Origin of the sequence: Thiothrix litoralis (genome assembly GCF_017901135.1) — a bacterium.
Classification (GTDB): domain Bacteria; phylum Pseudomonadota; class Gammaproteobacteria; order Thiotrichales; family Thiotrichaceae; genus Thiothrix; species Thiothrix litoralis.
In genome coordinates, this window is sequence record NZ_CP072801.1 from 3,372,322 (window position 1) to 3,386,147 (window position 13,826).

Genomic DNA, 13,826 nt, shown 5'->3' on the forward strand with positions numbered 1-13,826 from the left:
GATGCGTCAGAAGTAGTGGAGGCCAACCTGGAAGAGTTTTTCCACGGCAGGTACATAGCGTTTGTCGGTCACGAGCATGATGATGTGATCTTCTGCCTGTACAATGATGTCATGGGCTGCCATCAGAATGTTTTCGCCACGGATGATTGCGCCAATGGTGGTGCCGGGTGGGAGTTTGATTTCATCCAGCCGTCGGCCCACCACACGGGAGGTTTTGTAGTCGCCGTGGGCAACCACTTCGATGGCTTCGGCAGAACCCCGGCGCAGCGCGTGTACGGCCACAATGTCGCCCCGGCGGATGTGGGTCAGCAACGCCCCGATGGTGATTTGCTGGGGGGAAATGGCAAGGTCGATGCTGCTTTCCACCAGATCAATGTAGCTGGGGCGATTAATCAGGCACATGACCCGTCTTGCCCCTAAACGTTTGGCGAGCATGGAGGAGAGGATATTGGCTTCGTCATCATTGGTGATGGCGACAAATACATCGGTGTTTTCGATGTTTTCTTCGATCAGCAAGTTTTCGTCGGCGGCATCGCCTTCCAGCACGATGGTTTTGTCGAGGCGCTCGGCTAGTTTGGCGGCGCGGTCATTGTTTTTTTCAATGATTTTGACCTGATAACGCGAGGCTTCCAGCAAGCGTGCCAGCCGGTTGCCGATATTGCCGCCACCCGCCAGCATGATGCGCTTGTAAGGTTTATCCAGTTTGCGCAGCTCACTGATAATGGCGCGGATGTGTTTGGGGCTGGCGATAAACAGAATTTCATCGTTGACTTCGACAATGGTGTCTTCGCTGGCCTTGATGGGCTTGCCTTTGCGGAAAATGGCGGCGACGCGTGCTTCCACGCCGGGCATGTGTTCACGCATGGCTTTCAGAGGGGAGCCAATCAGTGGGCCGTCATGCAGTGCCTTGACCCCGACCATTTGCACTTTGCCGTCGGCGAAGTTGATGATTTGCAAGGCTCCGGGGTGGGAAATCAGGCGGAAAATGTGTTCCGTGACCAGTTGTTCCGGGCTGATCAACACATCAATGGGCACGGACTCGGGGGTGAACAGCTCCTTGTGATCGAGGTAGTGCGAGGAGCGGATACGGGCAATCTTGGTCGGCGTGTGGTAGAGGGTATGCGCAATCTGGCAGGCTACCATATTGATTTCGTCGCTGTTGGTGACGGCAATGATCATGTCGGCGTCTTCTATCCCGGCGCGTTCCAGCACGCGCGGGTAGGAAGCTTGACCGACTTCCACCCGTACATCCAGTTTTTCACGCAAGTCCCGTAAGGCGGCGGCATTAGTGTCGACGATGGTCACATCGTTATCTTCGTTCGCCAGTGAGGCTGCGACGGAATGGCCTACTTGCCCCGCGCCCAGGATCAGGATTTTCATAAAGTGCGGTTAGCGTCCGTATTTTTTGGGGTCGACGTTGAGGGAGCGCATTTTTCGGTACAAATGGGTACGTTCCATTTTGACCTGATCCGCCAGTTTACTGACATTACCATCCGCCTGTTTGAGCTGGTAAATCAGGTAGTCGTGTTCAAACTGTTCGCGTGCCTGGCGCAGTGGCAGGTCGAATAAGCTTTCGGGAATATGCCCGATTTCTTGCGAAAATACTGGGATACGTGCGCCGACGGCTTCTTCTGCTTCCTCCAGCGAGACTTCGGTTTCGGTGCCGAGGATCAGTAAGCGCTGCACCAGATTGCGCAATTCGCGGATATTACCGGGCCAAGAGTGGTTGCGCAGAAAGTTTTGCGCCGCCAGTGAAATATGCCGGTACGGCAAGCCATCTTGTGCGGTGAGAATGTCGACGTAATGGTTGAGCAGTTCGGGCACATCTTCCGGGTGTTCGTGCAAGGGCGGAATCATCACCGGCACGACATTGAGCAAGTAATACAGTTCTTCGTTGAACTTGCCGCCTTTGACATCATCCTGCAAATCGTGGGAAGAGGACGCCATCAAGGTAATATCCATGTCCACCCAGTCGTTGCCGCCGATGCGCATGTAACGGTTTTCCTTGAGGGCATTCAGCAGGCGGTTTTGGGTGTCATGATCCAGCTCAAAGATTTCTGCCAGAAACAAGACCCCGCCATTGGCTTCGTCGAGCAGGCCGTACTGGATTTTGCCGTGGTCTTCGCGCCCAAACAGCACGTTGTTGAGGGAGTGGTTGCTATCTTTATTGGTGGGTAGTGCGGCGCGTACAAACGGGCGGTCTTTGCGGTTGCTGAGGGCGTGGATGTGGCGGGCAAAGGTTTCCTTGCCCACCCCCGGTTCCCCGTACAGCAGTACGCGGGTGTCGTGCTGGGCAATGCGTTTGGCCTGTTCGCGCAGGCGTTGCATGGTCTGGCTATTGCCCACGGGTTCCAGTGAGCTGCTCATTTGTTTGCGCAAGCCCCGGTTTTCTTTTTCCAGTTGGCTGGCGCGTAGGGCATTGCTGATGGTCAGCAGCATTTTGGCCATCGACAGCGGTTTTTCGATGAAATCCTGAGCGCCCAGTTTGGTGGCTTCCACGGCTGTTTCAATCGTGCCGTGACCGGACATCATGATCACCGGGCAGCACAGGGTGTCGTTTTCACGCCATTCCTTGAGCAGGGAAATGCCGTCTTGCCCGGGCATCCAGATGTCAAGGAGTACCAGGTCGGGTTTGCGGCTGCGGTGCAGTTCCTTGGCTTTGGCGGCATTTTCGGCCGTCACGACCCGATAGCCTTCGTCTTCCAGAATTTCACTGACAAGTTGGCGGATATCCGGCTCGTCGTCTACGACCATGATGTATTGTGCTGTCATCTTCCCTGCTCCTTAGTTCAACGGAAACCTCACGCTGATTATAGCGCCTCCGTTGTCATGATTGCGGGCGGTGAGGTGTCCGCCGTGTTCTTCAACGATTTTTTTCACGATGGCCAAGCCTAGTCCAGTACCTTTGTGTTTGCTAGTGACGTAAGGCTCGAACAGGCGTGGCAACAATTCCACCGGAATGCCGGGGCCATTGTCGTGAATGTTAAGCATAGCTTGCTTGCTGTCCGGTTGATACTGGGTACTGATGGTGATGTTGGCGGGGCTGACGTGGTGCTCTTCCAGTGCTTCGAGTGCATTCTTGGTTAGATTGACCAATAGTTGGCGGAGACGGTGGATGTCGAGTCGCAGGCGTGGTAGATCCGTGTCCAGTTGCAGGATAATGTTGACCTGACCTTCATTGAGGCGGTATAGCTCTGCGACTTCCTGTACCAAGGCATTCAGATCGACCGGTTGGACGTGTAGGTTAGGAGCACGCGCATAGTCACTGAAGGCATTGACCATCGACTTCAGGTTGTCAACTTGCTGCACGATGGTGTTGGTCATGCGTTTGAGGAAGTTGGCAGATTCCTCATTCAGTTCGCCGGAAAGTTTACGGCTCAGGCGTTCGGCGGATAGCTGGATCGGCGTCAGTGGATTTTTGATCTCGTGCGCCAGTCGTCGCGCTACTTCGCCCCAAGCGGCGTCATGTTCGGACTGGATCAGGTCGGTGACATCATCAAACACCAGCACGGAACCTTGCTGACCCGCTGCACCGTGTGGTAGGGATGCGCCCCGGCAGACCAGAATCAGGCGGCCGTTGTCGGTGTTCAGGGTGATCTCAGACTGCCATTCCTGACCGGCCTGCATGTCTTGCCAGTGGGTTTGCACCATGTCCAGAAAGGGTTGTAAGGGGGGCAGGTCGTCACGGAGTTGGGTAAGGGGTTTGCCTACCTGTTCCAGCAGTGCCAGGTTAAGGATAGTGCTGGCAGCCGTGTTGACCCGGCGAATAATGCCGCTTTCATCGAGCGTAATCACGCCGGAGGATAAGTGTTCCAGTACTACATGCAGGTAATCGTGTTCCTGTTGCAACTGGCGGCGGGCTTGTTCGCGTTCCGCCCGGGCATCGGAAAGGCGTTTGGTCATGGTATTGAACGACAGCGCCAACATGCTGAAATCATCGCGTTCCGAGACAGGAATTTTTTTGTCCAGATCCCCCGCCGCAACCGCCAGCGTGCCTTCCACCAGATCGCGCACCGGGCGGGTCAGGCGGCGTGAGAAGATAAATGCCGCCCACAAGGAAAATAGCGCGGTCAGCACCATAATCACCAGTATCATCAGGCGGAATACGCTTTTGAGGATATCGCGCTGGAACAGCAAACTTTTGTATTCATCGCGGGCTTTTAACACGCTTTCTGCCAATACCCGTTCATTTTCGGCAACCGGAAAGCGGGCGGTCAGGATGGCGCTCAGCTCGTTTTTTTTGCCGTAGCGCACGCTGATCGCCACCCGTGAAAACAGCTTGTCGGTGCCGTCGGGTTCCAGCGCGTAGTAATAATTACGGATTTGCATGGCGCGGAACAGGCTACGGTCAGGCATCCGTGGAATCAGGGTTTCGGTGTCCTCGATGGCTAAGGCCAGCATTTGTTGGGAATCATCCAGCAGCAGGATTTCGCTCGCGCCGATACTGAGTAATTGTTCCAGCATGGGGGGGATCTCATACAGCTCCTTGCCCTGAAGTGAGGGTTTGAAACGTTCCAGTGTGCCTAGGTACTGGCGGTTGCGGGTTTCCAGTGCCAGTTGGCTTAACTCCAGCGAGTCTTCCAGCGCCCGTTCGATCGAGACAGAAAACCAGCGGTCGATACGTGTACCGATCAGGTTGACGGCAAACAGCGACACGAATAATACCGGCAACAGGGTCATCACCAAAAACCCGGTCATCAGCCGCACGGTAAACCGCGAACCCGCTTGACGGGTACGCCACTGGTTAAAGACCCGCACCAGATTAATCAGGATGACGATACTGAGTAACACCAGCACCAGAGCACTCAGGTAGAAATGCCAGTCGCCGTAGCGTGCCAGATTGGCGGGGCTGAGGGTGGCAAGATTCAACAACGTTAAGGAAGCCAGTAGCAGCAGAAAAATCAGTGCTAACGGCAACCACTGCCATAGACGGCTTTTCAAGGTATCGGCCACAATACTCCGTCACTTTGCAGGGAATAGCGGTCAGAAAATAGCGATTTCAGTTTCAGGGGCAATTCCAGTGATTGTTGGGTCAGGCTTGCCTCAACAAAAATGGCGGCATTATCACCCCAGGCATCGCTGGGTAAGGCAGGTAAACGGTAATCAGCCAGCGTGCCCATTTGCTCGACGGCTGTTGGCAGGGTAGGGAAGCTCCAGTTTTCCTTGGTATCCAGACGTACTACCTGATATTGCTTACTCAGTGGGTGGTATTTTAGTTCGGTTTTCACCCTTGCCAAGGGTTTTTGGGTATTCCACCACCAATTGTTGTGCCATTCGAGGGTAAACAGGGTTTCACTTTTCAGGGTCAGGCCATTGAGTAAACCTTCCCGCAAGTAATCGCTGAGCTCGTAATCCAGTTTGAGGCTGGTGACCAACTGTTTGGGTTTCTGAATGCGGATGGAAAACTCACGGAAATGGATGCCGTTTTCCGCCGCACTGGCTTGCCCCCACAAACTGACCAGCAATAGCCCTGCCAGCAGTAAGCGGGTGAGGTGAGACATTATTGAAAGGTTTGTTATTGTCACTGCGTTGATTCCTGCACTGCTTTGCTAAGCAGCGCGTAGTAAAACCCGTCCATTGCGTGTTCGCCTGGCAGGATTTGGCGTCCGGCAGCTTGTGCCCGACCCCAGGCGACACTCAGCGGCTCAAGGGTGGCATCGGGGTGTTCTGCCAGAAAGGCTTCGACCTGACGACTGTTTTCTTCCGGCAGGATTGAGCAGGTTGCATACAGCAACTTGCCGCCGGGGCGTAAAGTATGCCACAAATTGCGCAATAATTGCGCTTGTTCTTGCTGCAATTCGGCGATGTCACTGGCGCGGCGCAATACCTTGATGTCAGGGTGACGGCGGATAACGCCGGTCGCCGAGCAGGGTGCATCCAGCAGAATACGGTCAAACGCTTGCCCATCCCACCAGGTAGCGGTATCTCCGGCATCGGCGGCGACCAAGGTGGCTTGCAAGTGCAAGCGGGTGAAGTTTTCGGTGACACGTTTGAGGCGTGCTTCACTCTCATCAAGCGCGATCAGGTGTAAGCCATCGGTCATTTCCAGCAAGTGACTGGTTTTACCACCGGGGGCGGCACAGGCATCCAGCACCCGCATTCCCGGCTGACAATCCAGCAAGCCTGCGGCGAGTTGTGCGGCGGCATCTTGCACCGACACCGCACCCGTGAAAAAGCCCGGCAATTGCTCAACGCCGACTGGGGTTTGCAACATCAAGGCGCTATCCACAGTGGGAATCAGGTCGGCGGCAATATCGGCGGCTTGTAATAGCGCCTGATAAGCGCTGGCAGTGTGCTGGCGCTGGTTGACCCGTAAGATCATCGGCGCGTGGGTATTGCTGGCGTTGAGGATGGCTTCCCAATCGTCCGGCCATGCTTGCTGGATGCGGGTAAGCAGCCAGTCGGGAAAGGCGTAACGCGCCGGAACACGGCTATCCGCTTTTACCAGCAATTCCGCCGGACTGCGCAGGAAGTTGCGTAACACACCGTTGACCAGTTTGCCTGCCCAGTCTTTTTTGAGCTTTTTGGTGGCCTTGACGGTTTCGTTGACGGCGGCATGGTCAGGGGTGCGCTGGTAAATGAGCTGGTAGAGGCCGATGCGTAACAGGCATTCCACATCCTTATCGGCGGGCTTCAGGGCTTTTTTCACCAACTGTTTGAGAATGGCGCTTAAACGTTCGTGCCAGCGCAAGGTGCCGAAACACATATTGCGTAACAGCGCTTGATCTTGCGGGTTGAGGTTGGCAACGCTGGGGTCTTGCAACACTTCGGTGAGGGATTCGCCTTCGTAAATGACTCGTTGCAGGCACAAGGCTGCGGTGGCACGGGCGCTCAAAACTGCACGCCCAGTAAAGAACGCCCGTTGAGGAATTGCGCTGCATTCAGGCGTTTGCCACCGGGGAGTTGCAGGCTGAGGATGCGTACTGTGCCGTCGCCAGTGGCAATGTCGATACCGGCTTTGCTTTCAGCGATGACCGTGCCGGGGGGGGCGTTTCCTTCGATTTCGCTCAGGGAGCGGGAGGCAAAAAACCGTAACGGTTGCCCTTCATACAAGGTAAACGCCACCGGGTAGGCGTCAAAGGCGCGGATAGTGCGGTCAATAGCTGCCGCTGATTGTGTCCAGTCGATTTGTGCTTCTGCCTTGGTGAGTTTGTGGGCGTAGGTGGTGAGGGTTTCATCCTGCACTTCGGGTTGCAATGTGCCCGCTGCCAGCAAGTCGAGGGTGTGTAACAGTGCCGTAGCTCCTTGCGTGGCGAGGGTGTCGTGGATGCTTTGCCCGCCAGCGTCCGGGTTAAGCGGGCACACAACTTTGTAGAGCATGTCGCCAGTATCCAGCCCTGCCGCCATTTGCATGATGGTGACGCCGGTTTCAGCATCCCCACTCTGAATGGCGCGTTGAATCGGTGCCGCACCCCGCCAGCGTGGCAACAGCGAGCCGTGGATATTAAGGCAACCGTGGCGCGGAATATCCAGCACCACTTGTGGCAGGATCAAGCCATAAGCGGCGACGATCATCACATCCGGCGCGTAAGCCCGCAGTTTGTCTTGTTCTTCGGGCGCTTTCAGGGAAAGCGGTTGTTCGACAGGAATGCCCGCATCCACGGCGACCTGTTTCACTGCGCCAAAGGTCAGCTTGCGCCCACGCCCGGCGGGGCGGTCAGGCTGGCAATACACCGCGACGACTTCATGCCCGGAAGCCAGTAGGGCTTGCAGGGCGGGGACGGCAAATTCCGGTGTGCCTGCGTACACAATCCTCATGACTGCGCGGCCTTAGCAGCTTTTTGTACTTGCTCTTTTTCCCACTTTTGCACGACTTTACGGGCTTTTTGCTGCTTGGGCGTGGATAGGTAATCGACGAACAGCTTGCCATCCAGATGATCTATTTCGTGTTGGACGCAAATGGCGAGTAACTCATCGGCATCACGTTCAAACACTTCACCGTCAGCGTTCAGGGCGCGGAAGCGGATGCGCTCGGCGCGGGTAACTTTTTCGTAGTAATCGGGGACGGACAGGCAACCTTCTTCGTGTTCAAGCTGGCCTTCCTTGTGCAGGATTTCAGGGTTGATCAGGCACAGCGGCGCATCTTTGTTCTCGGACACGTCAATGGTGATAATGCGCTGGTGGATATTGACCTGAGTTGCAGCCAAACCAATGCCCTGATTGGCATACATGGTTGCAAACATGTCGTCCACGATACGACGGATCGTGTCATCGACCTGAGTGACGGGCGCGGCTTTCTTGCGCAAGCGCGGGTCGGGATGGTGTAAAATCTCTAGTTTTGCCATTGTAAATACCGAAAATCTAAAAGTTCTGAATGTTTTTCAGGCCATAGTTTATTATAACCCGCACATCCAACCCATAATAACGACTAAGGATACCACCATGCGGCATTCTCCTACTTTTTTCTTGAGAACCCTGTGTCTTGGCATCGGGTCTGCGCTGATTCTCAGCGCGTGCGCCACGACAGGCACTACCAACGCATCAGCGCCACACAGTGGTACAGATCCTTATGACAAGTATTATGGGCAAACGACTGCACAATCAAGCGATGCGGTTGGTGGCAGTATGATTCTTAATCCCAATGCCCCCAACAGCTACGTGGTGAAAAAGGGCGATACGCTCTGGGGCATTGCTCGTAAGTTTCTGAACACCCCGTGGCATTGGCCAGAAATCTGGGACAAGAACCAGCGCATCGCCAACCCGCACCAGTTATACCCCGGTGATGTCCTGAGTCTGGATTACGCTTCAGGCAATAAACTGCAACCGCGCATCCGGGTTGACCGCAAGGGCTACGGCGAGCCGATTGCCACGCTGGTGTCGTTTATGGTGTGGCCGAAAGTGCTGGATGAGGCGACCATCAAGAATGCGCCTTACATTCTGGCATCACGCGATGACCATCATTTGATCGCGGAAGGCGAAACCGTTTACGTGAAAAACCTGCGCAATGCGCCGGTGGGAGCGCGTTACGGGATTTTCCACCCCGACAAGGCGTTGCACGATCCACGTACTGGGCAATTGCTGGGCTATGAGGTCACTTACGGCGGTTACGGGCGTATCGAGCGTGTAGAGGCGACGTCCACCGCGACAGTGCTGGAAGCACACCGCGAAATCCGTAAAGGCGACCGCTTGCTTGCCCCGGTGAATGAAGTGGCTAACCTGAAGGGGGTCATCCACGCGCCGACGACCAAGGTGCGAGCCGATATTGTGACGCTGTTTGATGCCGAATACATCAGCGGTAATTACATGATTGCGGTGATCAATAAGGGGCAGCGTGATCACATTGAGGTGGGGCATACCTTGGGTGTGTATACGCCGGGTCGATACGTGGTGGATGAGGTGGAAACCTGCAAACGCAAATCCGGCGCGGTGTGTAGCCAGTTACCGCCTGAAAAGGTTGCCAATCTGGTGATTTATAAAGTCACTGATCGGGTCAGTTACGGGCTGGTGATGGATGCGAGTCGTGAAGTGCGGGATGGGGATGAGATCGGCAATCCCTGAGGTGAGGGAGGCGTGTGCTATACTGGCAAGATGAAAATCCCTCCTACTTACCGCGATAGGATTTAGCCAGTATGACCTTTGATGAACTTAATACTCAGATTGCCCTCGGTGAAGACAGCCGTCGTCAGTTTAAGCAAGACATCAGTAATACCGATGCGTTAGCCGCTGAAATGGCAGCCTTCGCCAATACGGATGGGGGCGTGATTTTCTTGGGTGTCGCGGATGACGGCACATTGCTGGGTTTGACCTTGGCAGATGTGGCGCGTTTAAACCAGATGATTAGCAATGCGGCTTCTCAGCATATCCGCAGCCCGCTGGCGGTGCAGACTGAAAATATTGCACTGGTTGACGGACGTTTGTTGATAGCGCTGACGATTCCCAAAGGTTTGGATAAGCCTTATTTTGATCGTAATGGCGTGATTTGGCTGAAAAGTGGCGCGGATAAACGCCGAGTCAATTCCAAAGAGGAATTGCGACGCCTGTTCCAGAGCGTGGATTTGTTACACGCTGATGAAGTGCCGTGCAAAGTAGGTGTTGAGGCGATTGATGGTCGCAGTTTGGCGGATTTCTTACAGGCAACTTACGGCTTGGATATTCCTGAGAAAAGTGCGGATTTGTTACGTCTATTGCAAAACATGAACCTTGCGACAGGTGAGGGTTTCTTAAACCTCGCTGGGGTATTGTTGTTTGGCAAACACCCTGAATGGGTAAAGCCTGCTTTCATCGTCAAAGCGGTGGCGTTTCCCGGCAATGTGATTGAATCCAGCACCTATGTGGATAGCGAAGACATTGGTGGCAGGCTGCGCAATGTGTTTGATGACACCTTGCGTTTTATTATGCGTAATCTGCACAAAAGGCAAGGGCAACAAAGTTTCAATTCGGTGGGTGAGCCTGAAGTACCGCGTTTAGTGTTTGAAGAGTTGCTGGTTAATGCACTGATTCATCGCGATTATTTTATCAGTGCGCCGATTCGGGTGTTGATTTACGCTAACCGCATTGAAATTATTAGCCCCGGTCATTTGCCTAATAATCTCACCGTTGAAAAAGTGAAAGCGGGTAACTCGAATTTGCGTAATCCTATCTTGGCATCGTTCATTGCTAAGAAACTATTGCCCTACCGTGGCTTAGGTTCAGGGATTCTGCGAGCGTTGGAAGCGTGGTCGCAGATTGATTTTAAGGACGATCGTGAAAGTTGTTTGTTTACCGTCACGGTGTGGCGGCCTGTGGATTAATCACTGTATTTTCGATTCACTACCCCTTCCGTACTAGATTCTCTGCAAGTACCGCTATCTCTTAGGGGTAGCCTTATCCTCGAATAGAAAAAATCTATTGGTACAAATAATTTTTCTTATTGATTCCTTGACCTATCTCAAGCACTATCGGTATATACTGTATTTCAGTAATTCCTTATTTAGTTACGTACTGATATGACTACCCAAACAAATCAAACAACCGAAATCAAAAGCACTACATGCTATATGTGTGCTTGCCGCTGCGGCATTAATGTCCACCTCAAGAACGGTGAGGTGAAATACATCGAGGGCAACCCAGATCATCCTTTGAACAAAGGCGTGATCTGTGCGAAAGGCTCTTCCGGCATTATGAAACAGTATTCCCCTGCGCGTTTGACCACGCCGCTACGCCGCAAGGCCAATGCGATCCGTGGCGAAGGCCAGTTTGAAGCCATTACCTGGGAAGAAGCGTTCGATACGCTGGAAACCCGTCTGCGCCATATTCGTGCGACTGACCCGAAAAAATTCGGGCTGTTCACCGGACGTGACCAGATGCAAGCCCTAACCGGCTTGTTTGCCAAGCAATTTGGTACGCCGAACTACGCGGCACACGGCGGTTTCTGCTCGGTCAATATGGCGGCAGGCATGATTTACACCATCGGCGGTTCCTTCTGGGAATTCGGTGGGCCGGATCTGCATCACGCCAAGCTGTTCGTGATGATCGGCACGGCAGAAGATCACCATTCCAACCCGCTGAAAATGGAAATTGGTCATTTTAAGCGCAACGGCGGGCGCATGATTGCGATTAACCCGGTGCGTACTGGCTACGCGGCGGTGGCGGATGAGTGGATTCCCATTCGCCCCGGCACGGATGGCGCATTGTTGCTGGCGATTACCCGCGAAATCATTGAGCAAGGTTTGTACGACCGTGACTTCGTGGTGAATTACACCAACGGGCCAGAACTGGTCAATATGGACCCGAAAAACCGTGAATACGGCATGTTCCTGCGCTTTGAAGTGCCACCAGAAGAAGGCTGTTTTGACCCGCAAAACAAGCTGTGGTGGGATCGCGAACTCAATAAGCCTATTTCCACGCATACCCCCGGTGCTGACCCGTTTCTGTTTGGTGATTTCAAACTGAAAGACGGTACGCCAGTAAAACCTTCCTTCCAGTTGCTGCGCGAGCGTGTTGACTCGTATACCGCCGAGTGGGCAGAAGGCATTACGGGTATCCCCGCCAAAACCATCAAACGTCTCGCGCATGAAATGGGGATTACGGCGCGTGACCAGAAGATCGAATTGCCGATTTCTTGGACGGATGTTTGGGGTAACGAACACGATCACGTTACCGGTAACCCGGTTGCCTTCCATGCGATGCGTGGTTTGGCGGCGCACTCTAACGGTTTCCAGAGTATCCGCGCACTGAGCATTCTGATGTCATTGCTGGGCACGATTGACCGTCCGGGTGGTTTCCGCCACAAAGCACCGTATCCGCGCCCGATTCCGCCTTGCCCAAAAACCGGCACGTCACCGGATGCGGTCAAGCCGAATACCCCACTGGATGGGATGCCGCTCGGCTGGCCTGCTGACCCGGATGATTTGTTCGTCGACGACAAAGGCGAACCAGTACGGATCGACAAAGGTTTCTCGTGGGAATACCCACTCTCCGTCCACGGCTTGATGCACAATGTCATCACCAATGCCTGGCGCGGCGACCCGTACCCGCTGGATACCTTGCTGATTTTCATGGCGAACATGGCGTGGAACTCGTCGATGAATACCACCGAAGTCCGCGACATGCTCAAGGACAAGGACGAAAACGGCGAGTACAAAATCCCGTTCCTCGTGGTGTGCGATGCGTTCCATTCGGAAATGACCGCGTTTGCTGACCTGATCCTGCCGGATACCACGTATCTGGAACGTTATGACGTGATGTCGATGCTGGATCGTCCGATTTCAGAATTCGATGGTCCAGTCGATTCCGTGCGGATTCCGATCCTGCCTCCCACCGGCGACTGCAAACCGTTCCAGGAAGTGCTGATCGAACTGGGTTCACGTCTGGGCTTCCCGGCTTTCACCGAGAAGGATGGCAAGCGTAAGTTCAAGAACTACCCGGATTTCATCGTCAATTTTGAAACCGCACCGGGTTCCGGTATTGGTTTCTTGAGTGGCTGGCGTGGGCAGAATGGTCAAAAGACCATGCGCGGCGAACCGAACCCGAACCAATGGGAACAGTACGCCAAGAACGACTGTATGCACCACACGGTCATGCCCAAGTCTTACCAGTACATGCGTAACTGGAATGCAGGCTACCTGAAATGGGCGAAAGACAACGGCATGGTACGCCACGCCGAGCCGATCAATATTCACCTGTATTCCGAGGTGTTGCACAAGTTCCGTCGCGCTGCCCAAGGCATTTCGCACGGCAAGCAACCGCCGGATCGTTTGCGTAAACGGGTGGAACGTTTCTTCGATGCGCTGCCGTTCTACCACGAGCCGCTCGAAAACGAGATGATCAACAAGCAGGACTTCCCGTTGAGCGCCCTGACGCAACGCCCGATGGCGATGTACCACTCGTGGGATTCGCAGAATGCGTGGTTGCGCCAGATTCACGCGCACAACTACTTGCACATGCACCCCAGCGTCGGTGAAAAGTACGGCTTTGACGATGGCGACTGGATCTGGGTGGAATCGGTGAACGGGCGGGTACGTTGCGAAGCACGTTATTCCCAATCGGTCGAGCCGAACACGGTGTGGACGTGGAACGCGATTGGTAAAGCTTCCGGCGCATGGGGTCTGGAAAAAGACGCCAACGAATGCACCCGTGGCTTCCTGCTCAACCACATTATTGGCGAAGAGCTGCCCAATCAGGCGGAAGGCGAGCATATCTCTAATTCCGACCCGATCACCGGGCAAGCCGCATGGTTTGACCTGCGTGTCAAAGTGTACAAGGCGGAAAAGCACGAGCAAGGTTCCACCTTCCCGCAGTTCCCGACCCAGCCGCGTTACCCCGGCATGGCGAAACCTGTTGGCAAGTGGCTGACCTACATCGGTGGTTCCGGCAAATTCAAGAACATGTTCAAAGGGGGTAAGTAA

10 protein-coding genes are annotated in these 13,826 nt (G+C 54.4%); 3 read left to right on the forward strand and 7 right to left on the reverse strand.

Going from position 1 to position 13,826, the window contains the following annotated elements; all coding sequences use genetic code 11:
- Positions 1-6 precede the first annotated feature (6 nt).
- From trkA to def, 7 genes are read right to left on the reverse strand one after another with little or no spacing between them, the layout of a single operon-like run.
- The gene (trkA, locus tag J9253_RS16330; protein ID WP_210221953.1) at positions 7-1,380 is read right to left on the reverse strand and encodes a Trk system potassium transporter TrkA; all 1,374 of its coding nucleotides are present in this window, start codon (positions 1,378-1,380) and stop codon (positions 7-9) included.
- Between the two features lie 9 nt (positions 1,381-1,389).
- A complete protein-coding gene (locus J9253_RS16335; protein ID WP_210221954.1) occupies positions 1,390-2,772 on the reverse strand; it encodes a sigma-54-dependent transcriptional regulator in 1,383 nt (460 codons plus the stop codon).
- Between the two features lie 12 nt (positions 2,773-2,784).
- Positions 2,785-4,953, reverse strand: coding sequence for a sensor histidine kinase (locus J9253_RS16340; RefSeq protein WP_210221955.1), 2,169 nt, complete (start codon positions 4,951-4,953; stop codon positions 2,785-2,787).
- A complete protein-coding gene (locus J9253_RS16345; protein ID WP_210221956.1) occupies positions 4,938-5,501 on the reverse strand; it encodes a DUF4390 domain-containing protein in 564 nt (187 codons plus the stop codon). Before J9253_RS16345 ends, J9253_RS16340 begins: the two co-directional genes overlap by 16 nt.
- Before the next feature lie 20 nt (positions 5,502-5,521).
- A complete protein-coding gene (rsmB, locus tag J9253_RS16350; protein WP_210221957.1) occupies positions 5,522-6,835 on the reverse strand; it encodes a 16S rRNA (cytosine(967)-C(5))-methyltransferase RsmB in 1,314 nt (437 codons plus the stop codon).
- Positions 6,832-7,758, reverse strand: a complete 927-nt coding sequence (fmt, locus tag J9253_RS16355; RefSeq protein ID WP_210221958.1) for a methionyl-tRNA formyltransferase — start codon at positions 7,756-7,758, stop codon at positions 6,832-6,834. The genes rsmB and fmt overlap by 4 nt, the downstream gene beginning before the upstream one ends.
- Entirely contained in the window at positions 7,755-8,285 is a 531-nt protein-coding gene (gene def, locus J9253_RS16360; RefSeq protein WP_210221959.1) for a peptide deformylase, read from the reverse strand. The genes fmt and def overlap by 4 nt, the downstream gene beginning before the upstream one ends.
- Before the next feature lie 97 nt (positions 8,286-8,382).
- On the opposite strand from def, the gene J9253_RS16365 reads away from it, so the two are divergent.
- From J9253_RS16365 to J9253_RS16375, 3 genes are all read left to right on the forward strand, one after another.
- A complete protein-coding gene (locus J9253_RS16365) occupies positions 8,383-9,498 on the forward strand; it encodes a LysM peptidoglycan-binding domain-containing protein (protein ID WP_210221960.1) in 1,116 nt (371 codons plus the stop codon).
- Positions 9,499-9,569: 71 nt separating this feature from the next.
- Entirely contained in the window at positions 9,570-10,730 is a 1,161-nt protein-coding gene (locus tag J9253_RS16370) for an RNA-binding domain-containing protein (RefSeq protein ID WP_210221961.1), read from the forward strand.
- Positions 10,731-10,925: 195 nt separating this feature from the next.
- A complete protein-coding gene (locus J9253_RS16375) occupies positions 10,926-13,826 on the forward strand; it encodes a molybdopterin oxidoreductase family protein (protein ID WP_210221962.1) in 2,901 nt (966 codons plus the stop codon).

What these genes read in the sequence shown, in the direction of transcription:
- trkA (WP_210221953.1), bottom strand. Translation starts at nt 1,380, where the DNA reads ATGAAAATCCTGATCCTGGGCGCGGGGCAAGTAGGCCATTCCGTCGCA.
- J9253_RS16335 (WP_210221954.1), bottom strand. Translation starts at nt 2,772, where the DNA reads ATGACAGCACAATACATCATGGTCGTAGACGACGAGCCGGATATCCGC.
- J9253_RS16345 (WP_210221956.1), bottom strand. Translation starts at nt 5,501, where the DNA reads ATGTCTCACCTCACCCGCTTACTGCTGGCAGGGCTATTGCTGGTCAGT.
- fmt (WP_210221958.1), bottom strand. Translation starts at nt 7,758, where the DNA reads ATGAGGATTGTGTACGCAGGCACACCGGAATTTGCCGTCCCCGCCCTG.
- def (WP_210221959.1), bottom strand. Translation starts at nt 8,285, where the DNA reads ATGGCAAAACTAGAGATTTTACACCATCCCGACCCGCGCTTGCGCAAG.
- J9253_RS16365 (WP_210221960.1), top strand. Translation starts at nt 8,383, where the DNA reads ATGCGGCATTCTCCTACTTTTTTCTTGAGAACCCTGTGTCTTGGCATC.
- J9253_RS16370 (WP_210221961.1), top strand. Translation starts at nt 9,570, where the DNA reads ATGACCTTTGATGAACTTAATACTCAGATTGCCCTCGGTGAAGACAGC.
- J9253_RS16375 (WP_210221962.1), top strand. Translation starts at nt 10,926, where the DNA reads ATGACTACCCAAACAAATCAAACAACCGAAATCAAAAGCACTACATGC.